The sequence below is a fragment of the Micromonospora sp. NPDC005707 genome (assembly GCF_040631005.1).
GTDB lineage: Bacteria > Actinomycetota > Actinomycetes > Mycobacteriales > Micromonosporaceae > Micromonospora.
In genome coordinates this window covers 156,488-177,296 of sequence record NZ_JBEXYR010000008.1, presented here as the reverse complement: position 1 = coordinate 177,296, position 20,809 = coordinate 156,488, and the positions used below count along the sequence as shown (strand labels likewise).

The following is a 20,809-nucleotide window of genomic DNA, read 5'->3' as shown; positions in this document are numbered from 1 at the left end:
GTTGCCGGAACTCGTCATCACCGTCGCCCGGTTCGGGTTCCTCATCCTGTTGTGGATCTTCGTGTTCACGGTGGTCGGGGTGATCCGCCGGGACCTCTTCGCGGGAGCCCGGTCGGGTCGCCTGGTGGCCGCGCCGCGCGCGGTCGGGGCATCGACCGGGCAGGCGGCGAAGCCGGCGAAGGTGAAGCGGGGCAGGGCCGCGCACCAGCTGGTGGTCACCGCCGGTCAGCTGGCCGGCACCCGGATCACCCTCGGCGAGGCCCAGATCACCATCGGCCGGGCCGAGGACTCGACTCTGGTGATCACCGACGACTACGCTTCGGCGCGGCACGCCCGGCTCGTGCCGCGCGATGGGCAGTGGTTCGTCGAGGACCTCGGATCGACTAACGGCACCTACCTGGATCGCGCTAAGGTCACCGGACCAACCCCCGTCCCCCTCGGCGTGCCGATCCGGATCGGCCGCACTTCCCTCGAATTACGGCCATGACTCTGACCCTGCGCTATGCGGCCCACAGCGACCGCGGTCTGATCCGAGACGGTAATCAGGATTCCGTCTACGCCGGGCCGCGGCTGCTCGCCGTTGCCGACGGCATGGGCGGTATGGCCGCCGGTGACGTCGCCAGCAACATCGTCATCGGTGCCATGGCGCCCCTCGACGAGGACGTCCCTGGTGACGCCCTCGTTGACGCGCTGCGTTCCGCCGTCGGCACCGCCAACCAACAACTCCGCGACACCGTGGACGCCAACCCGCAGCTGGAGGGGATGGGCACCACGCTGACCGCGACCCTCTTCTCGGGCAGCAAGCTCGGCATGGTCCACATCGGTGACTCGCGGGCCTACCTCCTGCGCAACGGCGAGTTCGCCCAGATCACCAAGGACGACACGTACGTCCAGATGCTCGTCGACGAGGGCCGGATCAGCGCGGAGGAGGCGAGCAGCCACCCCCAGCGCTCGCTGCTCACCCGGGCGCTGGACGGCCGGGACATCGACCCGGAATACAGCGTCCGGCAGGTGCTCCCCGGCGACCGCTACCTGATCTGCTCGGACGGCCTGTCCGGCGTGGTCAGCGCGGACACCATCGGCGACACGATGCGCGAATACACCGACCCGCAGCAGTGCGTGGAGCGCCTGGTGCAGCTCGCCCTGCGCGGCGGCGGCCCGGACAACATCACGGTGATCATCGCGGACGCCACCGACCAGGACATCGTCGAGGCGTCCCCGATCGTCGGCGGCGCCGCCGCCCGCGACCGCGGCATGGCCACCTCGGCCGACGTCTCCACCCCGGCGGCCCGCGCCTCGGCGTTGTCGGCGCCCCGTGCGCCCGCGCCCGAGGAACCGGCGGACAACCGCGACGACGAGCCCGAGCGGCGTCGCGGGCACCCGCTGCGCACCGCGGCGATGCTGCTGGCGTTGCTGGTCATCGTCGGCGGCGGCGTCTTCGGCGGGTGGAGCTACACCCAGCGCCAGTACTACGTCGGTGCCACCGACGAGGGGCAGCTGGCCGTGTTCCGCGGGGTCCCGGGCCAGGTCGCCGGGCTCGACCTGTCGAACGTGCACGCCACCAGCGACGCGAAGCTCGACGACCTCACCCAGGCCGCCCAGGAGCAGGTCAAGCAGGGCATCCAGGCGAAGAGCGAGCCGGACGCCGAGCGCCGGCTGGCCGAGCTGACCAGCGACGACCCGGCCAACCCGAACCTCAAGCCGCTCTGCCCGCCCAGCCCGACGGCCGGTCCGGTGAGCCCGACTCCGTCCGCGGCCGGCGGCTCGCTGGCCCCGGCGGCCAGCGGCAGCGCCGTCCCGCCGGCCACCGCCACGGCCACGGCCACCGCGGTGCCGACGCCGACGCCGACGCCGACCACCACGCCCGACGCCGTCCCCTCGGACACGGTTGCGCCGGTGGACCCGGCCGGCTGCCGGTCGCCCGAGTGAGCGCCGGTTCGACCCCGAGGACACATCCGTGACCGCAGCCGCCGCACCGGCCGCCTCGCCCGCCTCGACGGGCGAGCAGCCCGGCGTGCGCCTGGCCCGGTCCCGGCGTAACGCCGAGCTGTCCCTGCTCCTGCTCGCCATGGTCCTGGTGGCGGCGTACGCGGCGACGGTCGAGGCGAACGTGCTGGACACCGTCACCCCGGACTTCTGGATCCCGGCCGCCGCGCTGGGGCTGGTCTTCCTGGGCCTGCACCTGGTGATCCGCTGGCTGGCGCCGTTCGCCGACCCGGCGCTGCTGCCGGCGGTAGCCCTGCTCAACGGCATCGGCGTCGGGTTCCTGCGCCGCTACGACCTGGCCCAGGCCGCTCCCGAGGAGCGGGAGAGCCTGGCCATCTTCGCCGGCACGGGCGGCCGGCAGCTCGCCTGGACGCTCGCCGCGGTGGTGCTGGCCGCCGCGCTGCTGGCGATCATGCGGGACCACCGGTCGCTGTCGCGGTACGCGTACACCCTGGGTCTGGCCGGCATCGTGCTGGTGATGATCCCGGCGGTGCTGCCGGGCCGGTTCTCCGAGGTCAACGGGGCGAAGCTCTGGATCCGCCTCGGCGGCTTCCAGATCCAGCCCGGTGAGTTCGCCAAGCTCGCCCTGCTCACCTTCTTCGCGTACTACCTGGTCCGTAAGCGGGAGGTGCTGTCGCTGGCCAGCCGGCGGGTGCTCGGCGTCGACTTCCCGCGGGGCCGCGACCTCGGCCCGGTCCTCGTGGTCTGGCTGATCAGCATCCTGGTCCTGGTGTTCGAGAAGGACCTGGGCACGTCGCTGCTCTACTTCGGCATGTTCGTGGTGACGCTCTACATCGCCACGGAACGAGTGAGCTGGCTGCTCATCGGTCTGATCCTGTTCTTCGGCGGCGCCTACCTGGCGTACGTGCTGGGCAGCACGGTGGGCGGCCCGTTCGCCAACTTCTACGACCGGGCCCAGATCTGGCTGGACCCCTTCGCCGAGCCGTACGACCGGGGCTACCAGTTGGTCCAGGGCCTGCTCACGCTCGGCACCGGCGGCCTGTTCGGGGCCGGCCCGGGTGGCGGCCAGCCCACCCTGCTGCCCGAGGTGCAGACCGACTTCATCTTCGCCGGCATCGGTGAGGAGATCGGCCTGTTCGGCCTCTCCGCGCTGCTGGTGGTCTACCTGCTCATCGTCGAGCGGGGTCTGCGGGCCGCGCTGGCGGTGCGGGACTCGTTCGGCAAGCTGCTCGCCGGCGGCCTGGCCTTCACCCTGGGCCTGCAGGTCTTCGTCATCGTCGGCGGGATCAGCAAGCTCATCCCGCTGACCGGCCAGACCACGCCGTTCCTCTCCGCCGGCGGCTCCTCGCTGATGGCGAACTGGCTGTTGATCGCGGTCCTGCTTCGGGTCTCCGACGGCGCCCGCCGGCCGGTGACCGGAGGCGGCCCGGCGGCCCGGCCCTCGGGTGCTCCGCCGGAACAGCTGCACGGTGCCCCCACGGAGGTGATCCGGCCGTGAACGCACCGCTGCGCCGCGTCGGCGTGGTCGTCATGATCCTGTTCGGGCTGCTCTTCGCCAACCTGAACTGGATCCAGGCCTACAAGGCGGACGAGTACCGCAACAGCGACTACAACGGCCGGGTCCAGGTCGCCGCGTACGACCGGAAGCGGGGCAACATCGAGGTCGGCGGCACCGCGTACGCCCTCAGCAAGGACACCAGCGGCAGGCTGCGCTTCCTGCGCACCTACCCGGCCGGCGAGGAGTACGCGCACGTGCTCGGCTACCAGCCGGTCAACGGGACCGCGACCGGCATCGAGCGGACCGAGAACCAGTTCCTCGCCGGCACCAGCGACCAGCTCATCGGCGACCGGGTGAAGGACATGTTCACCGGGAACAAGACCGGCGGCGGCAACGTGCTGCTGACCCTCTCCAAGCGGGCCCAGGACGCCGCGTACAAGCAGCTCCAGAACAACGAGGTCGGGGCGACCAGGGGCGCGGCGATCGCGATCGACCCGCGCACCGGCGCGGTGCAGGCGCTGGTCTCCATGCCGAGCTTCGACCCGAACCCGCTGGTCAGCCACGACACCGGTGCGGCGGCGAAGGCGTACAACGCGCTGGACAAGGACCCGAACCGCCCGCTGGCGAACCGGGCGCTCTCCGAGACGCTGCCGCCCGGCTCCACCTTCAAGGTCATCATGTCGGCGGCGGCGCTGGAGAGCGGCTACACCAAGCAGACCAAGATCCCCGCCGGGGCGAGCTGGACCCCGCCGACGTCCGGTACGCCGATCAAGAACGCGGCCGACTCGATCTGCCCGCAGGAAGAGGTGACGCTGATCCAGGCGCTCACCGAGTCCTGCAACACCGGCTTCGCGCAGCTCGGCGTGAAGCTCGGCGCGGACAAGGTCAAGGAGAAGGCCCGGCAGTTCGGATTCGAGCAGGAGGACCTGGCCGTCGGCCAGCTGGGCGAGGGTGGCCTGCCGGTGGCGGCCAGCAAGACCGGGGAGATCACCGGCCCGGACGGCGCGACCGACCCCGCCGCACTGGCCCAGTCCTCGATCGGCCAGCGGGATGTCCGGATGACCCCGTTGCAGGGTGCGCTGATCGCCGCCTCGGTCGCCAACGGCGGTAGCCAGATGCGGCCGTACCTGGTCAAGCAGCTGCTCGCCCCGGACCGCACCACCAGCTACTACACGGCCAAGCCGCGCGAGCTGCGCCAGCCGGTGAGCGGCCAGGTCGCCGCCGACCTGCGCGACATGATGGTCAGCGTGGTGGTGAACGGCACCGGCAAGTCGGCCCGGATCCAGGGCTACACGGTCGGCGGCAAGACCGGCACCGCCCAGTCCGGCCCGGGCACCCCCGACCACGGCTGGTTCATCGGCTTCGCCCTGGACAAGAACGGCACCCCGATCTCGGCGGTCTGCGTGGAGCTGGAACAGGCTGGCTCCGGCGGCAGCCACGAGGCGGCCCGGATCGCCGGCAAGATCATGGCGGCGGCCATCGCGGACTCCGGGGGCCGCTGACATGCTCAGCCCGGGTGTGCAGCTCGGCAACCGCTACCGCCTCGACGAGCGGATCGCCAGCGGTGGCATGGGCGACGTGTGGCGCGGCACCGACCAGGTGCTGGGCCGCACCGTCGCCGTCAAGAGCCTGCTCCCCGCCCTGCTCGACGAGCCGGGCTTCGCCGAGCGGTTCCGCGGCGAGGCGCGCACCATGGCCACCATCAACCACCCGGGCGTGGTCGACGTCTACGACTTCGGCAGCGACCAGCAGATCGCCTTCCTGGTCATGGAGTACGTGGAGGGCGACGCGCTCTCCTCGACGCTCAGCCGGGTCGGGCGGCTCACCCCGGCCCGCACCATGGCCCTGCTCGCCCAGGCCGCCGACGCGCTGCACGCCGCGCACGAGAAGGGCATCGTGCACCGCGACGTGAAGCCCGGCAACCTGCTGGTCCGGCCCAACGGCACGCTGGTGCTCACCGACTTCGGCATCGCCCGCTCCGACCTGGTCGGCCAGCTCACCGCCGCCGGTTCGGTGCTCGGCACCGCCTCCTACATCTCGCCCGAGCAGGCCACCGGCGCCGTCGCCACCCCCGCCTCCGACGTGTACGCGCTCGGCGTCGTCGCGTACCAGTGCCTGGCCGGCCGGCGGCCGTTCGAGGGGGACAACCCGCTCGAGATCGCCATGAAGCACGTGCGCGAGACGCCCCGGCCGCTCCCCGCCGACATCCCGCCGCAGGTCCGGGCCATCGTCGAGCGGGCCCTCGCGAAGGACCCGGCGGCCCGCTGGCCCAGCTCCGCCGCCCTGGCAAGCGTCGCCCGGCAGGCCAAGCTCGCCCTGTCGCAGCAGGCCCGGGGCGGCCACCCGATCTCCGGCGTACCCGCCTCCCCGGCCGCACCGGCCGCGCGGGCGCAGGTCCCGACGGCCACGCGACCGCAGCCCCGCCCGCCCGCGGTGGCCGCCCGCCCGCCGATGGCGTCACGCCCGACCGCGGTGGCGCCGCCCCCGCAGCAGCGCCCACCGGTGGCGCCGCCCCCGCAGCAGCGTCCACCGGTGGCGCCGCGCGGGGCGGCGGCCGTTCCGCCGCCCCGGCAGCACAACCCCCTCGGGTACGCCCAACCGCCGGTCGCGCCCGCCCCGCGCCGGTCCCACGCCGGGCGGTGGCTGCTGGCCATCGTGTTGGCCGTGCTGGTCCTTGTCTGTTCCGGGGTGATTTCCTACAAAATCCGGGACAACGCGGCGGCCGGTGACCCCGGCGCACTTGCTCCGGTGAGCGTGACCTCCGGCGCGGTGCGGGCCCACGGGGGCGACTATCCGGTTTCCACGTCGTACCGTCGGGAGGTACGGCTCCAGCCGGCTGGCGGCGAGACGACGACGAGCGAAGGACGAGAGACGCGATGACAGCGCAGGCCCGCCTGCTCGGTGGCAGGTACCAGGTCGGCGAGCTGCTCGGCTACGGCGGCATGGCGGAGGTGCACCGCGGTCGCGATCTCCGGCTCGGTCGGGATGTCGCGATCAAGATGCTCCGCGCCGACCTGGCCCGGGACGCGACCTTCCAGATGCGGTTCCGCCGGGAGGCGCAGAACGCCGCCTCGCTGAACCACCCGGCCATCGTCGCCGTGTACGACACCGGCGAGGAGACCGCCCCGACCGGCGAGACGCTGCCGTTCATCGTCATGGAGTTCGTCAACGGGCGGACCCTCAAGGAGGTGCTCGGCGCCGAGGGCCGGCTCCAGCCGCGCCGGGCGCTGGAGATCTGCGCCGACATGTGCGCGGCGCTGGAGTTCAGCCACCGGCACGGCATCATCCACCGGGACATCAAGCCCGGCAACGTGATGCTCACCCAGACCGGCCAGGTCAAGGTGATGGACTTCGGCATCGCCCGGGCCCTGGCCAGCGGCGCCACCACGATGACGCAGACCAGCGCGGTCATCGGCACGGCGCAGTACCTCTCCCCGGAGCAGGCGCGCGGCGAGGCGGTCGACGCCCGCTCCGACGTCTACGCGGCCGGCTGCGTGCTGTTCGAGCTGCTCTGCGGGCACCCGCCGTTCGTCGGGGACAGCCCGGTCAGCGTCGCCTACCAGCACGTGCGGGAGACGCCGCCGACGCCGAGCACCATCAACCCGGACGTCAACCCGGCCGTGGACGCCATCGTCCTCAAGGCGCTGTCCAAGAACCCGCTGAACCGCTACCAGAGCGCCGGCGAGATGCGGGCGGACCTGCTCCGCGCCGCCGCGGGCCGGCCCGTGCTGGCCACCCCGGTCATGCCGGCCGAGGAGACCATGCCGATGGCGCCGGCCGCGGCCGGCGGCGGCTACCAGCAGACCCAGGTGATGGGCCCGCAGAACCGCCAGCAGCCGCCGGCCCGGGTCGGCGACGCGCGCAAGCGGAAGAGCTCGGCCTGGGTGATCGCCACCTTCGCGGCGCTCGGCGTGCTCGCGGTGATCGCCCTGGCCACCGCGCTCTGGCTCAACCAGACCGGCGCCGAGAAGGTCTCCGTGCCGCAGCTGCAGGGCCGCACTCAGGCCGAGGCGCAGGCCGCGCTCACCCAGGCCGGGCTGCGGTTCACGCCCGGCGAGCCGGTGCAGAACACCACGTGCGACAGGGGCACGGTGGTCGGCCAGAACCCGGCGTTCGGTCAGCGGGTGGACAAGAACAGCGTGGTCTCGGTCCAGATCTGTGGCGGCCCGAAGCAGGTCACCATTCCGGACGGGCTGGTGAACTCCCAGTTCACCAACGTGAGGCAGCAGCTGGAGAAGTTGGACCTCAAGGTCGATTCCGACGACGTCGACAGCAGCCTGCCCAAGGGGACCGTTGTCGACGTCGACCCCCAAGAGGGCAGCACGGTCTCCGCGGGGACCGAGGTGAAGGTCAAGGTTTCCCGGGGCAACGTCAACGAGGTGCCGGACGTTATCGGCTTCCCCGAGGACCAGGCGGTCCGGCTGCTGAAGAACGCGGGTTACCAGGTGCGGACGCTGGACGGCGAGGAGGTCACACCGGACAAGGCCGGCAAGGTCAGCCGACAGACCCCCAAGGGCAATCAGAAGCTGCCTCGGGGCGAGCGGGTGACTATCTACGTGGACGTCCCCTTGCCGGAGCCGACCGACAGCGCCAGCCCGGGCACCCCGTCGCCGGGCACGACGCCGACCACCCCCGGCAGCGGCGGTGGCGGGGGCTTCCCGTTCCCGACCATGACGCCGCCGACGAGGTTCAGCCAGCCCTGACCCGACAGCTCCAGACAGGCGAAGTGGCGGTGCCCGGTCGACCCGGAACACCGCCACTTCGCGCATCGGGCGTAAGGCGAAGCCTCAGGCGGCGGCGAACGCGGCCCGGCGGCGGGCGTCCACCTCGGCGGCCAGCTCCGGGGCCCGCTCCAGCGCCTCCGGGTAGCCGCACACGGCCAGCCAGTTGGCCAGCATGAGGTGGCCGCCCTCGGTCAGCACCGACTCGGGGTGGAACTGGACGCCCTCGATGGGCAGGGTGCGGTGCCGCATGGCCATCACCACGCCGGAGCCGGTCCGGCCGGTGACCTCCAGCTCGTCGGGCAGCGTCTCGGGCAGCACGGCGAGCGAGTGGTACCGGGTGGCGGTGAACGGGTCAGGCAGGCCGGCGAGCACCCCCACCCCGTTGTGCCGCACCTCGGACGTCTTGCCGTGCAGCAGCTCCGGCGCCCGTGTCACGGTCGCGCCGAACGCCTCACCGATGGCCTGGTGACCGAGGCAGACCCCGAAGAGGGGGAGCTTGCCGGCGTACTCCTTGATCACGTCGAGGCAGATGCCGGCGCGGTCGGGGCTGCCCGGCCCCGGCGAGAGCAGCACGCCGTCGGCGCCCGCCCGGCCCACCTCGGCCACCTCGATCTCGTCGTTGCGCCGCACCTCGCAGTCCACGCCGAGCTGGCCGAGGTACTGCACGAGGTTGAAGACGAACGAGTCGTAGTTGTCGATCACGAGGACGCGCATCGGGTCACCTGCTCGGGGTGGAGGGCGGGGCGTTGTTCGACTCGGTGCTGTACGGGATCTCCTCCTCGGAGGGCCGCTCGGTCGGCTCGGTGAGCCCGCCGCCGTCGTCGCCCGGCACGCCGGAGTCCTGGGTGACCTGCACGTCGTCGAAGGGGAGGAGGGGTTCGGCCCACGGGAAGACCACGAACCAGAGCAGGGCGACCGTCGCGGCCGCCAGCAGCACCGAGCCGATCAGCTTTCCGGGGAGCCCGAGCGGGAGCTTCCGCCAGATCCATCCGTACACGCTCAGCCCTCCAGCTCGGCCGGGCGGCCCGCCGTCTTGGCCTGGACGTGGTCCAGCCGGGCGTGGATGATCAGCCGCTGGTAGTTGTCGAACTTGGGGTTGCAGGTGGTCAGGGTGAGCAGCTTCTCGCTCGGCCGCTCGGTCGGCTTGCCCGGCACCGGCGCGACGACCTCGACCTGGTACGGCTTGACGATCCGCTGCTGGTAGACCTTGTAGATGAACCACTCGGTCTGCGTCTCGACCACGACGGCGTCGCCGGGGCGCAGCTCGTCCAGGCGCCAGAAGGTGGCCCGGATGCGGTGGCCGGCGACGGAGAAGTTGCCCACCTGGCCCGGCATGGCGCTCTTCGGGTAGTGGCCCGGGGCGTACCGGATGTCGTCCGGGCTGACGCCCTCGACCACCACCCAGTGCTTGTCGAACTTGGGGAGGTAGAGCCCGGCGACCGGCTTGCCCTCGGCGGGCGGCTTCGGTTTGACGCTCGGCCCGGTCGACGGCGCGACCGTCGGGTCCGCCCCCCACTCCTGGGCGAGCTGGCTGCTGAGGTCGTTCTGGTGGGCGTCGACGATCACCGCCTTGCCCCAGATCTCGTAGCCGGCGAAGAGCAGCACCACCAGGCCGAAGGTGATCAGCACCTCGCCGGTGCCGCGCACGATCCCCCGCAGCCGGGAACCGACGGTGGGCCGGGTCAGCTCGGAGTAGACGCTCTTGTACCCCTCGCCGGTCTGCTCGGGCCGGAGCTGCACCACGCGCTCGCCGCGGCGGGGCTGCGGCGGCTCGGCCGGGGCGCCGGCCGGGTCGCCGTCGCCGGTGTCCGGGACCGGGGGCACGGCACCCATCAGCGCGGTGTGGTCCAGCGCCGCCGGACGGGCCGGCGGGCGGCTGACGGCCGGGATCACCGCGGTCGCCCCCGGGTCCGCCGGGCCGGTCGCCGCCGGTACCGCCGGGCCGGTCGCTCCCGGTACCGCCGGGCCGGTCGCTCCCGGGACCGCCGGGCCGGTCGCCGTCGGTCGAGGCGGGCCGCCGTCGGCCGGGCCGGCCGACCGCGGTACGCCGGCTCCCGGCGCGCCGGGACGCAGCGGCCCGGCGGCGGGGCGGCGTTCCGGCCGCTCGCCGAGCGGGGGGATGAACGCGGTCGGCGCGTCCGCAGGAGACGTCGGCCGTGCCGCGTCGGGCCGGCGCCCGGGCTCGGCAGGGGGTCTGGTCGGCCCGTCGGGGCCGCCGTCGCGCTGGTGCCAGGCCGGCTGACCGTCGGGTGCCGGCGGGCGGTTCCGATCGCCGGGCCAGACCGGCGGCGGGGCCGCGGGCGGGCGCGCCGGCCGCTGTTCGCTGACCGGGGGCGGCGCCGCCTGGTCCGGCCAGGGCAGGTCGAGCGGGGGGCGGGGCGGCGCGGGTGCCGGCCGGTCGACCTTCGGCAGGAAGGCGGTCGCGTCGTCGCTCTGGTCGCGGTGGCGGCCGTCCCGGTCCCGGGGGTCGTCCCGGCTCACCGCGGCACCTTCGCCGACTGCAGCGCGGTCGAGTCCTCGAATGCCGGCACGGTGACCGTGGAGACGGTCTCGGAGTAGCCGAGCTGGTAGTGGTCGACGGCTTCCCTGAACAACCGGACTCCCTTGGACGCGGCGAGTTCCCGCTGGAACGCGGCGGGGTCGCCGATAGCCACGATCTTGAAAGGAGGGGAGTACACCCGGCCGTGCAGCAGCAGAGTGTTACCGACGCAGCGTACCGCGCTGGTGCTGAGCACGCGCACGTTCATGATTGACATGGCCTCCGCGCCGCCCGCCCAGAGCGCGTTCACGACGGCCTGGACGTCGCTCTGGTGGACCACCAGGTCGTCGTTGCTCGCGCCCTTGGGCAAGGGCTGGTCGGCGCGCCGGGGCGCGTCGTTCAGCTCGATGGTGATGCCGTTGCCGGTGAGCGCGGTGAACCCGGCGGCCTGCCGGGTGGCGGCGGCCCGGTCCCGCTGTGCCTTGATCGGGCCGTCGGCGCCGGCCAGGGCGCCGGTCTGCTCCTCGACCTCGGCGCGCAGCCGGGCGGCCTTCGCCTCGCTGGCCGCCACCTGCTCGCGTCGGTCCTCGATCAACTGGGTGAGCTGGGGACGCCGGTCCTCCCGCAGCGCGGTGCCGCCGGCGGTGGTGGCGGTCGTGGTGAACAGCAGCCCGGCCGCGGCGGCGATCAGGGGTACGCCGATCGACCAGCCCGGGCGGCGCTGGCGCGGCCGGCGCGGCAGCAGGCCGACCACCGCGCGCCGGAGGACCTTCTGCCAGGAGGCGGCGCCGGACGTGTACTCCACCGGGCGTTCCCTTTCCCGTCGTCTCGTTCCGGCCCGCGACGGCGCGGACCGGTCTGCTCGACCCGAAAAGTCCCGCTCTTTTCGGTCACTCCGTGCACCGGCCTGACCCCATTCGTGGCCTGTAGGGTCTGTCGGGACTACGCTAGCTGTCGAACATTATTGGCCATGGACCGTCGCCCCCGCGCCCGGTTGTCAGGCCGGACGAGGTCGTACCCCCCTCTGGAGAGCGTCGTGCCCAAGTCTCAGGTCCGCAAGAAGAAGGTGTACACCCCGCCGACGGACGTGCGTCCGACGGCGACGGCGGCGACGCGCAAGCCTAGCCCGGTCTGGCTGCCGATCACCGCGGTCGCGCTGATCGTGGTGGGCATCGGCTGGCTGGTCATCTACTACCTCTCCGAGCAGGCCTACCCGGTCGCGACGTGGGGCTACTGGAACCTCGCCGTGGGCTTCGGCGCGATGGTCTCCTCGCTGATCCTGCTCTCCCGCTGGCGCTGACCCCGACCGGCTCCGCCGCCCTGCGACCGAGGGCGTACGTCACGCCGGGACGCCCCTGACCGGCGCCCGGCGCCCGCTGCCCCTAAGGTGTCGGCAGGGCGGCGTGGCCGGATGCGAGATGACTCACGTTACTGCTGGGTAACCTTGCGCGTAGGCTGCACTGACAAGCAGCAGACCGGGAGGCCAACTCGATGGGCAGCGTCCAGATCGTCACCACGATCCTCGCGGCCGCCATCACCGCCGTGGCGGTGTGGCTTGCGGTGCGCGCGGTCATGAAGATGACGGCCGTCATCCGGCTCGGCCAGCCCGCGCCGGAGCGGTTCGACGACAAGGGCGCCCGCACGAAGAAGATGCTGGTGGAGACCGCCGGCCACACCCGCATGCTCAAGTGGAGCGTGGTGGGCGCGGCGCACTGGTTCGTGATGGTCGGCTTCATCGTGCTGTCGCTGCTGGTGCTCGAGGCGTACTTCGAGGTGGTCACCCCCGGCGGCGGGCTCCCGATTATCGGGCACTGGACGGTCTTCGGCCTGGCCACCGAGTGGATCGGGATCCTGGGCCTGGCCGGCATCCTGGTGCTGATGGGCATCCGGCTGCGCAACCGGCCCACCCGGCCGGGCGGCCGCTCCCGGTTCACCGGATCGACCATGTGGCAGGGCTACTTCGTCGAGTGGGTCGTGCTGCTGGTCCTGATCTTCGGCTTCGTGATCCGCGGCTTCAAGGTCGCCACCGACCACTTCGAGTACCCGGTCTGGGCCACCCCGCTGAGTCACGCGGTCGGCGCCGCGCTCCCGGCCTGGACGGCCGGCGTCAGCGTCGCCGCCCTCATCAAGATCGCCATCTCGATGACCTGGCTCATCGTGATCTCGCTGAACGTCACCATGGGCGTCGCCTGGCACCGGTTCCTTGCGTTCCCGAACATCTTCTTCAAGCGCGACCCGGAGAAGCCGGCCGGCTCCGGCCTCGGCCCGCTGCGCCCCATGACGAGCGAGGGCAAGCCGCTCGACTTCGAGGAAGCGGACCCGGAGAAGGACCAGTTCGGTGTCGCCCAGGTCGAGCAGTTCACCTGGAAGGGCCTGCTGGACTTCAGCACCTGCACCGAGTGCGGTCGCTGCCAGTCGCAGTGCCCGGCCTGGAACACCGGCAAGCCGCTGTCGCCGAAGCTGCTCGTGCTGAGCCTGCGCGACCACGCGTACGCCAAGGCGCCGTACCTGCTGGCCGGCGGAGGCAAGGACCTGACCGGCGAGGAGAAGGCCACCGCCGCGCAGCTCGCCCACATGGACGTGCTGGCCCTCGCCGAGGCCGACCGGCCGCTGATCGGCACCGCCGAGGAGGGCGGCGTCATCGACCCGGACGTGCTCTGGTCGTGCACCACCTGCGGCGCCTGCGTCGAGCAGTGCCCGGTGGACATCGAGCACGTCGACCACATCGTCGACATGCGCCGCTACCAGGTGCTGATCGAGTCGAGCTTCCCGTCCGAGGCCGGCGTCATGCTCCGCAACCTGGAGAACAAGGGCAACCCGTGGGGCGCCCCGCAGAACACCCGCGAGGACTGGACCAAGGGCCTCGGCTTCGAGGTGCCGCGGGTCGGCGAGGTCGACGACTTCGAGTACCTGTTCTGGGTCGGCTGCGCCGGCGCGTTCGAGGACCGGGCCAAGAAGACCACCCGCGCGGTGGCCACGCTGCTCAACGAGGCCGGCGTCTCCTTCGCCATCCTCGGCGAGGGCGAGACCTGCTCCGGTGACCCGGCCCGCCGGATCGGCAACGAGTTCGTCTTCCAGATGCTCGCCCAGCAGAACGTCGAGACGCTGAACGAGGCGTTCGAGGGCCGGGAGAAGAGCAAGCGGAAGATCGTCGCCACCTGCCCGCACTGCTTCAACACCCTGGGCAACGAGTACGGCCAGCTCGGCGGCGAGTTCGAGGTGGTGCACCACACCCAGCTGCTGGCCCACCTGGTGGCCGCCGGCAAGCTCACCCCGGTGCAGCCCGTCGACGGCGGCGTCACCTACCACGACCCCTGCTACCTGGGTCGGCACAACCGGATCTTCGCCGCCCCGCGTGAGGTGCTCGGCGACTCGATTCAGGGCGAGCTGACCGAGATGCCGCGCAACAGCGAGCGCTCCTTCTGCTGCGGCGCCGGCGGCGCCCGGATGTGGATGGAGGAGAAGATCGGCAAGCGGATCAACGTGGACCGGGTCGAGGAGGCCATGTCCACCGGGGCGAAGACCATCGCGGTCGGCTGCCCGTTCTGCTCGACGATGCTCAACGACGGTGTCAACGGCAAGGGCGCCGGCGAGCAGGTCGAGGTGGTCGACGTGGCGAGCGTGCTGCTCCGCTCGGTCAAGCCGGACGCCCCGGCGGGCGAGAAGGAGACCGAGACGGTCGCCGGCTGAGGCGTACCCCCGGAAGAGCTGAACCACGACGGCGGCGGCACCCACGAGGGTGCCGCCGCCGTCGCCGGTCAGGAGACCGTCGTGGTCGCGATGGCGGCCGTGGCGGCAGCGGTCGTCGCCACCAGCACCGCGGCCTGCGTCTCCTCGATCGCCTTCTTCGTGGCCGCGGAGGCCCAGTCGCCCGCGGCGATCTCGGCCAGGCGGGCCTTGACCCGGTCCCTCGGCAGCTCGCGGAAGAGCTTCCGGTCCAGGCCGACCGCCCGGGTCAGGGTGAGCAGCGCGGCCGTCCGCGCGTCCACGGGGCCGGCGGCGGCCAGCGCGGCGAGCATCCGCTCCCGGGCCGCCGTCTCCACCGCCGGCTCCGCACCGGTGGGCGAGGGATAGCGGGTACGCGGGAACACCCACAGCACCCGGTCCGACTCGCGGCGCAGCACCCCGGCGTCGACCAGGCCGTCGAGCACCCGGTCCGGCAGGCCCTTGGCCAGCTTGCCGATCCAGTCCTTCGGCTTGCGCGGCCGGTCCCCGGCGACGGTGGCGAGCGCCCGGTCCAGCAGCGGCACGCCGGTCGGGGCGGGGTCGGTCACCGCGAGCCGGCCGCCGGTCACCTCGACGCGGCCGGCCAGGGCCAGCTCCAGCAGGACGGCCCCGGCGAGGCCGTAGTCCAGGTGCGGCCGGCCGAGCCGGTTGGTGCCGCCGTCGTCGTAGGCGAGCAGGACCAGTTCGTCGGTGAGCAGCAGGCGGTTCATGCGACCCACGCTACGTCCGGGTCGCCAGCCAGCCGGCCGCCGGCTCGTGCCCGCTGCCGGCCCGTGGAACAATCTCGCTCATCGACGGCCTGCTGGTTACCGCGCTGTTGCCCCTGGTCGGCTTCGTGCTGCTGACCGCCGGCAACGCGTTCTTCGTCGCGGCCGAGTTCGCCCTGGTCACCGTCGACCGGGCGGAGATCGACCGGCGGGCCGGTGAGGGCGACGGCCGGGCCACCACGGTCCGCCGGGCGCTGCGCGAGTTGTCCTTCCAGCTCTCCGGCGCCCAGCTCGGCATCACCATCACGGCGCTGCTCACCGGCTACCTGGCCGAACCGGCGCTGTCCCGCCTCTTCGCCCCGCTGCTGCGCCCGGTCGGCGGGGCCGAACGGTTCACCGGGCTGCTCGCCCTGGCGCTGGCCACCCTCATCTCGATGCTCTTCGGCGAGCTGGTGCCCAAGAACCTCGCGCTGGCCCGCCCGATGCCCACCGCGCTCGGCACCGCCGGACCGATGCGCACCTTCTCCCGTACCTTCGGCTGGCTGATCCGGCTGCTCAACGACTCGGCCAACCGGCTGGTCCGGCGGCTCGGCGTGGAGCCGCAGGAGGAGCTGGCCAGCGCCCGGTCCCCGGAGGAGCTGGGACTGCTCGCCGCCATCTCGGCCCGGGCCGGCGCGCTGCCGCCGGACACCGCCATGCTGCTGCGCCGCACCATTCGGTTCGGCGACAAGCGGGCCGCCGAGGCGATGACGCCGCGGGTCGACGTGATCGCGCTGCGGGCCACCGCGACGGTCGCCGAGCTGCTCGACCTGTCCCGGCAGACCGGCCGGACCCGGTTCCCGGTCTACGAGGAGACGCTGGACCTGGTCACCGGCGTGGCCGGGGTGCCGGACGCGCTCGGGGTGCCGCTCGCCAGCCGGGCCGCCACCACGGTCGGCGCGGTCGCCCGCGAACCGGTGTACGTCCCGGAGAGCCTCGACCTCGACGGGGTGCTGGCCGCGCTCAAGGACGCCGGCGCCGACCTGGCCATCGTGGTTGACGAGTACGGCGGCACGGACGGTGTGGTGACCGTGGAGGACCTGGTCGAGGAGCTGGTCGGGGAGATCGCCGACGAGTTCGACCCGGCCGCGGTGGACGATGCCGGGCCGGTCGAGCTGACCGTGCCGGGCGGCGAGCGCACTGTGCTGGTGGATGGCGTGCTCCGGGAGGACGAGCTGGTCGAGCAGACCGGTTTCCGGCTGCCCGAGGGGCCGTACGAGACCCTGGCCGGCTTTCTGATGGCCCGGCTCGGGCACATTCCGGTGCCGGGCGAGACGGTCGAGGAGGCCGGGTACGAGTTCACCGTGGTGGAGGTCGACCGGCACCGGATCGAGCAGGTGCGGGTGGTCCGGCCCGAGGAGCCCGACGACGGTGAGTGAACTGCTGATCGCCCTGGTGCTGCTGCTCGGCAACGCCTTCTTCGTGGGCAGCGAGTTCGCCCTCATCGCCTCCCGCCGTACGGTGCTCGAACCGCTGGCGGCGACCTCGAAGCGGGCCCGGTGGGCGCTGTCGGCGATGAACCAGATCCCGCTGATGATCGCCGGGGCGCAGCTCGGCATCACGGTCTGCTCGCTCGGCCTCGGCGCGATCGCCGAGCCGGCGCTGGCCCACCTGCTGGAGGCGCCGTTCGAGGCGCTCGGCCTGCCCGCCTCGGCGGTGCACCCGGTGGCCTTCGTGATCGCCCTCGGTGTGGTGGTCTTCCTGCACACCGTGGTGGGCGAGATGGTGCCGAAGAACATCACCCTGGCCGGCCCGGAGCCGTCGGCGCTCTGGCTGGGGCCGGCCATGCTCGCCTTCTGCCTGGCCACCAAGCCGCTGCTGCTGGCCATGAAGTGGTCGGCCCGGCAGGTGCTGTGGTTGTGGCGGGTGGAGGCGACCGACGCCGTGAAGACGGTGTTCACCGCGGAGGAGTTGGCCGGCCTGGTCTCGCAGGCGCGCACCGAGGGGTTGCTGGACGCCGAGGAGCACGCGCGGATCACCGGGGCGCTGGCCCTGCACAGCCGGACGGCCGCCGACGCCCTGCAGCCCTGGTCGACGGTGACCACGGTGGCCGAGGACGTCTCACCGGCGTCGCTGGAGGTGCTGGCCACCCGCACCGGCCGGTCCCGCTTCCCGGTGGTGCAGCGGTCCACCCGCCGGGTGCTCGGTTTCGTCCACGTGAAGGACGTGCTGGGCTACGCGGGCGCCACCCGCCGGGCGCCGGTGCCGGCCGACATCTACCGGCCGCTGGCCGTGGTGCCGCCGGACCGTACGCTGGCCGACCTGTTGCTCTCGATGCGCCGCGAGCGCCGGCACATGGTGCTGGTGAGTGACGGCCGTCGACCGCTGGGTGTGGTGACGCTCGACGACGTATTGACCGCGATCGTTGGCAAGTAAACGAATACCCTTGGTGTGCAAGCGGTTGCGCAGACGTGATTGAACTAAACGTCGCCTTGATTCCACCCCCGTGCCTTCCCTAATGTGGGGCACCGACCGCCTCTGGGTCGTCTGCCTCGACCTTCCCTCTCGCGAGGCGCCCGGCGGTCGGTTGCAAAGGAGTCCGTGCCGGTGGCAACCATGCCCCCTGAACGTCACGCCCCGAGCCAGCCGCCCGTCCGCCCGGCCGGGACGCGCCGGGTGGTACGCCGTCTCCTCACCCTGGTCGCGGCCGTCGCGGTCGGCGCCGGGATGCTGACGGCCCCGGCGCACGCGGCGCCGTCGGTGGACGAGATCGACGCGCAGATCGACAAGCAGTGGGAGAAGCTCGAACCCACGATCGAGCAGTACAACAAGGTCCGCTCCCAGCTCAAGGTCAACAAGAAGAAGTCCGCGGACCTGCAGAAGAAGATGGTGCCGCTGGAGCTGGAGTCGGCGCTCGCGATGAACAAGGTCGGCGACATCGCCGCCCGCTACTACATCCAGGGCCCGTCCCAGGACCTCGGCGCCCTGCTGGTGAGCACCAGGCCCGGCACCCTCGCCGAGCAGCTGGTGATCCTCGACCGGCTCGCCGACGACCAGCGCAAGCAGATCGCCGGCGTGCTCGCCGTCCGGGACAAGTACAACAAGCAGAAGCAGAAGCTGGACGCGCTGATCGCCACCGAGCTCAAGCAGGAGAAGGATCTGGCGACGAAGAAGAAGCAGATCGACTCCGAGATCAAGCGGTTGACGGCCATGCTGCCGGTGACCTCGATCCGGCCGGCCGGCTGCCCGGCTATCGACGGCGTGGTCAGCAGCGCCGCGCGTACCGCGATCAAGACCGCGTGCGCGCAGGTCGGCGACCCGTACGTGTGGGGCGCCACCGGCCCGAACTCGTTCGACTGCTCCGGCCTCACCCAGTACGCCTACAAGGCGGCGGGCATCTCGCTCACCCACTTCACGGGCGCGCAGTGGAACGAGGGCCGCAAGGTCTCCCGCTCCGACGCCAGACCGGGTGACCTCGTCTTCTTCGGCAGCGACCTGCACCACGTCGGGCTATACCTCGGCAACGGGGTGATGGTGCACGCGCCACGGACCGGCAAGCCGGTCCAGGTGTCGAGCATCAGCACACAGCCGCTCGCCGGTTTCGTCCGGGTCACCTGACCCGTCCCCCAGCGACGAGAAGGCCCCCGGTCCGCCTGGACCGGGGGCCTTCTCCGTCGAGCGCTGGCTGCTACCTCGGTGCGCCGACCGGGGACGGCAGTATCAGCACGTCGTCGAGGTTGACGAACATGATCCGGTGGCCGAACTGGACCTGCGCGTACTTGGTCTCACCCCGGACCACGGTCCGGTCGCCCGGTGCCGAGCCGTCGAACGAGACGGCCCGGTAGTACTCGCTCGGCAGGACGCCGCCGAGTGCGTACCGCTGGCCGGCCGCGAACGTGTACTGGAGCGGGGACACGCCCTGGAACGGGATGGTGGCCGGGTAGGCCGCCTGCTCCGGGTAGGCGCGGCCGTACACCGGGATGGTGGTCTTCCCAGGCTTGGGCGTCACCACGAAGCCCGTCGACCACTTGGCGGTCGGCGCCGAGGCCGGGTTGAGGAACCAGGCCTTCTGCCCGAGGTACCAGATCGCCGTCCAGTCACCCTGCACGTCGGCCACGGCGTACGTCTGGCCGGCCGAGGCGCGGGCGCCGTGGTCGGAGATGTACATGGTGTCCGGCGTGCCGTCCGGGCGCAGCCCGAGGTCGTTGACCAGCGGGGCGGTCGCGCTCGGCGCGGTGTGCAGGACCACCGCGGACGAGCCGCGCAGCGGGCACGGCGCGGCCGGCGGGGTGGGCTTTGGGACGCCCGGCGGCTGCTGGTTGCAACCGACGAAGGCGGGCTGGTTGGTGGCGAAGTCCGGGTCGATGGTGACCAGGCCGGTGTGCGCGTTGCCGAGGGACCGGAAGGGCGCCTTCATGAGGTCGAAGTAGTGCGACCAGTCCCAGTACGGGCCCGGGTCCCAGTGCATCCCGCGCACGGTCGAGGCGGTGGTGCCGGGGACGTTGTCGTGGCCGATGATGTGCTGCCGGTCCAGCGGGATCTGGAACTTCAGCGCCAGGTGCCGGACCAGCTTGGCCGAGGCCCGGTACATCGCCTCGGTGTACCAGGTGCCGTGCCCGGCGAAGCCCTCGTGCTCCAGGCCGATGGACTTGGCGTTGACGTACCAGTTGCCGGCGTGCCAGCCGACGTCCTTGGCCTTGATGTGCTGGGCCACGTAGCCGTCCACCGAGCGCAGCGTGTAGTGCCAGCCCAGGTAGTCGGCGCGCTTCACCAGGTCGACGCTCGGGCCGAAGTAGCCCTCGGTGTCGTGGATGACGATGTATTCGATCTTCTGCTGGGCCGGCCGGTTGCCGAGGTCGTGGTTGCCGTAGTCGCCCGGGTCCGCGCTGAGCTGCTCGTAGGGGGCGGGAATCCACTCGCAGGCCAGCCGGACCGGGCACTCCAGGCCGTCCGGCCGCTCGGCCCGGCGCAGCCCGAGCCGGTGCAGCGCGGACTGGTCCGGCTTCACCGCGGTGGCGGCCAGGGTCACCCGCTGGCCGTCGTCGGTGGTCCGGGCCGCGCCGAGGCCGAGCTGGTCGTAGACCTCGTCGGCGAAGGCCGCCGCCGCGTCCTCGGTGTCCGCGCCGGAGTAGCGGGCCACCGCGCCGTACCAGGCCGCCGGGTCGGTGGTGGCGCCGACCGGCGAGCCCAACTGCTTCTGGTACGAGGCGAGCAGCGCCGCGCCGCCCCGGATGTTCGCGGCCGCGTCGGTGCGCAGCGTCTCCTCGGCGAGGCCGGTGAGCGCCGCGGCGGCGTCGAGCGTCTGCAGGGACGCCTGCGGCAGCACGTCCTCCGCCGGTGCGGCCGCGGTGGCCGGGTCGAGGGTGAGCGGCCGCGAGTCGTCGCCCCGCGGGTCCTCGTCCTCGCTGACGTGGCCGCTGGCCGGGGTCGCGAGGACGTGTTCGGCGTCGGTGAGGTGCATCGGGCCGTAGCCGCCGCTGGTGCTCGGCTGGCCCGGGTGGGTGTCCCAGCGCGACTCCAGGTACGAGACGCCGAGCAGGACGCTCTGCGGCACGCCGTACTCCGCCGCGGCGGCGGCGTACTGGTCCTGGCGGTCGGTGGCGGGTTGGGTGGTGAGCGGCTGGGCGGCCACCGGACCGGTCGCCACCAGGGCGGTGGCGGCTGCAACGGCTGCTGCCAGCAGCATCCGTCTGCCCGACGGCGGGGGTGAGAGGTGCATCGAACCTCCAGACAGGGATGGGGGTCACTG

General features: G+C 72.5%; 17 protein-coding genes. 11 read left to right on the top strand and 6 right to left on the bottom strand.

What is annotated here, in order from left to right; translation table 11 throughout:
* The first annotated feature begins 1 nt into the window (after position 1).
* The 6 genes from ABZ452_RS18230 (at position 2) to pknB (ending at position 8,148) form a co-directional block, all read left to right on the top strand.
* Complete coding sequence (locus ABZ452_RS18230; RefSeq protein WP_074315675.1) at positions 2-487, top strand: FHA domain-containing protein; 486 nt, start codon at positions 2-4, stop codon at positions 485-487.
* Positions 484-1,929 carry a PP2C family serine/threonine-protein phosphatase gene (locus ABZ452_RS18225; protein WP_357944016.1) on the top strand — a complete coding sequence of 482 codons (1,446 nt, stop codon included), beginning with the start codon at positions 484-486 and terminating at the stop codon, positions 1,927-1,929. Before ABZ452_RS18230 ends, ABZ452_RS18225 begins: the two co-directional genes overlap by 4 nt.
* A gap of 139 nt (positions 1,930-2,068) precedes the next feature.
* Complete coding sequence (locus ABZ452_RS18220; RefSeq protein ID WP_357944581.1) at positions 2,069-3,445, top strand: FtsW/RodA/SpoVE family cell cycle protein; 1,377 nt, start codon at positions 2,069-2,071, stop codon at positions 3,443-3,445.
* On the top strand, positions 3,442-4,947 hold the full coding sequence (locus ABZ452_RS18215) for a penicillin-binding transpeptidase domain-containing protein (protein WP_357944014.1): 1,506 nt from the start codon (positions 3,442-3,444) through the stop codon (positions 4,945-4,947). The genes ABZ452_RS18220 and ABZ452_RS18215 overlap by 4 nt, the downstream gene beginning before the upstream one ends.
* A 1-nt stretch (position 4,948) precedes the next feature.
* Entirely contained in the window at positions 4,949-6,325 is a 1,377-nt protein-coding gene (locus ABZ452_RS18210) for a protein kinase (protein WP_357944012.1), read from the top strand.
* Positions 6,322-8,148 (top strand): Stk1 family PASTA domain-containing Ser/Thr kinase, encoded by a 1,827-nt coding sequence (gene pknB / locus ABZ452_RS18205; protein ID WP_357944010.1) that lies wholly within the window; start codon positions 6,322-6,324, stop codon positions 8,146-8,148. Before ABZ452_RS18210 ends, pknB begins: the two co-directional genes overlap by 4 nt.
* 84 nt (positions 8,149-8,232) lie before the next feature.
* On the opposite strand, the gene ABZ452_RS18200 is transcribed toward pknB, so the two are convergent.
* From ABZ452_RS18200 to ABZ452_RS18185, 4 genes are read right to left on the bottom strand one after another with little or no spacing between them, the layout of a single operon-like run.
* Positions 8,233-8,883, bottom strand: coding sequence for an aminodeoxychorismate/anthranilate synthase component II (locus ABZ452_RS18200; RefSeq protein ID WP_357944008.1), 651 nt, complete (start codon positions 8,881-8,883; stop codon positions 8,233-8,235).
* 4 nt (positions 8,884-8,887) lie between these two features.
* Entirely contained in the window at positions 8,888-9,166 is a 279-nt protein-coding gene (locus ABZ452_RS18195; RefSeq protein ID WP_357944006.1) for a hypothetical protein, read from the bottom strand.
* Between the two features lie 2 nt (positions 9,167-9,168).
* Positions 9,169-10,650, bottom strand: coding sequence for a class E sortase (locus tag ABZ452_RS18190; RefSeq protein WP_357944004.1), 1,482 nt, complete (start codon positions 10,648-10,650; stop codon positions 9,169-9,171).
* Positions 10,647-11,453, bottom strand: a complete 807-nt coding sequence (locus tag ABZ452_RS18185) for a DUF881 domain-containing protein (RefSeq protein WP_357944002.1) — start codon at positions 11,451-11,453, stop codon at positions 10,647-10,649. The genes ABZ452_RS18190 and ABZ452_RS18185 overlap by 4 nt, the downstream gene beginning before the upstream one ends.
* 231 nt (positions 11,454-11,684) lie before the next feature.
* On the opposite strand from ABZ452_RS18185, the gene ABZ452_RS18180 reads away from it, so the two are divergent.
* Both ABZ452_RS18180 and ABZ452_RS18175 read left to right on the top strand, forming a co-directional pair.
* Complete coding sequence (locus ABZ452_RS18180; RefSeq protein ID WP_151462593.1) at positions 11,685-11,948, top strand: cell division protein CrgA; 264 nt, start codon at positions 11,685-11,687, stop codon at positions 11,946-11,948.
* 191 nt (positions 11,949-12,139) lie between these two features.
* Positions 12,140-14,338 (top strand): (Fe-S)-binding protein, encoded by a 2,199-nt coding sequence (locus tag ABZ452_RS18175; RefSeq protein WP_357943999.1) that lies wholly within the window; start codon positions 12,140-12,142, stop codon positions 14,336-14,338.
* A gap of 68 nt (positions 14,339-14,406) precedes the next feature.
* Here ABZ452_RS18175 and ABZ452_RS18170 read toward each other — a convergent pair whose 3' ends face one another.
* The gene (locus tag ABZ452_RS18170; RefSeq protein WP_357943997.1) at positions 14,407-15,084 is read right to left on the bottom strand and encodes a GPP34 family phosphoprotein; all 678 of its coding nucleotides are present in this window, start codon (positions 15,082-15,084) and stop codon (positions 14,407-14,409) included.
* A gap of 107 nt (positions 15,085-15,191) precedes the next feature.
* Between ABZ452_RS18170 and ABZ452_RS18165 the strand changes: the two genes are divergently transcribed.
* The 3 genes from ABZ452_RS18165 (at position 15,192) to ABZ452_RS18155 (ending at position 18,678) form a co-directional block, all read left to right on the top strand.
* Entirely contained in the window at positions 15,192-16,499 is a 1,308-nt protein-coding gene (locus ABZ452_RS18165; protein WP_357943995.1) for a hemolysin family protein, read from the top strand.
* Positions 16,492-17,496 (top strand): hemolysin family protein, encoded by a 1,005-nt coding sequence (locus ABZ452_RS18160; RefSeq protein ID WP_357943993.1) that lies wholly within the window; start codon positions 16,492-16,494, stop codon positions 17,494-17,496. Before ABZ452_RS18165 ends, ABZ452_RS18160 begins: the two co-directional genes overlap by 8 nt.
* 171 nt (positions 17,497-17,667) lie before the next feature.
* On the top strand, positions 17,668-18,678 hold the full coding sequence (locus ABZ452_RS18155; RefSeq protein WP_357943991.1) for an NlpC/P60 family protein: 1,011 nt from the start codon (positions 17,668-17,670) through the stop codon (positions 18,676-18,678).
* Positions 18,679-18,748: 70 nt separating this feature from the next.
* On the opposite strand, the gene ABZ452_RS18150 is transcribed toward ABZ452_RS18155, so the two are convergent.
* Entirely contained in the window at positions 18,749-20,746 is a 1,998-nt protein-coding gene (locus ABZ452_RS18150; protein ID WP_357943989.1) for a peptidoglycan recognition family protein, read from the bottom strand.
* Positions 20,747-20,809: the final 63 nt, after the last annotated feature.